Here is a 211-nt window from a genome sequence, read left to right as displayed (position 1 = left end):
GCACCACACCGTGCACCGCCTTGTTCATGGGGTGATAGAGAGCGAGGAACGCCTCATCATCGCCGTCGACTGGCCGCGAAATGTTGTAGTGGAGATTGCCGTCGCCCATATGACCGAAGCAGACCACGCGGGCGCCTGCACTTACCGACGCCACGGCGCCGGCGGCTTCTTCGATGAAGCGCGGGATCGATGCAATAGGCACCGAAATGTC

Annotated in this window: 1 protein-coding gene; it reads right to left on the bottom strand. The window is 61.6% G+C overall.

The window, feature by feature from the left end; genetic code table 11:
* The coding region (locus EOB49_RS36265) for an FAD-linked oxidase C-terminal domain-containing protein (RefSeq protein WP_164782047.1) at nucleotides 1-211 on the bottom strand (211 nt) is incomplete at both ends.

Source organism: Mesorhizobium sp. M7A.F.Ca.MR.148.00.0.0, assembly GCF_003997735.1.
Taxonomy (GTDB): Bacteria; Pseudomonadota; Alphaproteobacteria; order Rhizobiales; family Rhizobiaceae; genus Mesorhizobium.
The sequence above is the reverse complement of the archived record's forward strand: the minus strand, read 5'-3'. Positions and strand labels throughout refer to the sequence as shown.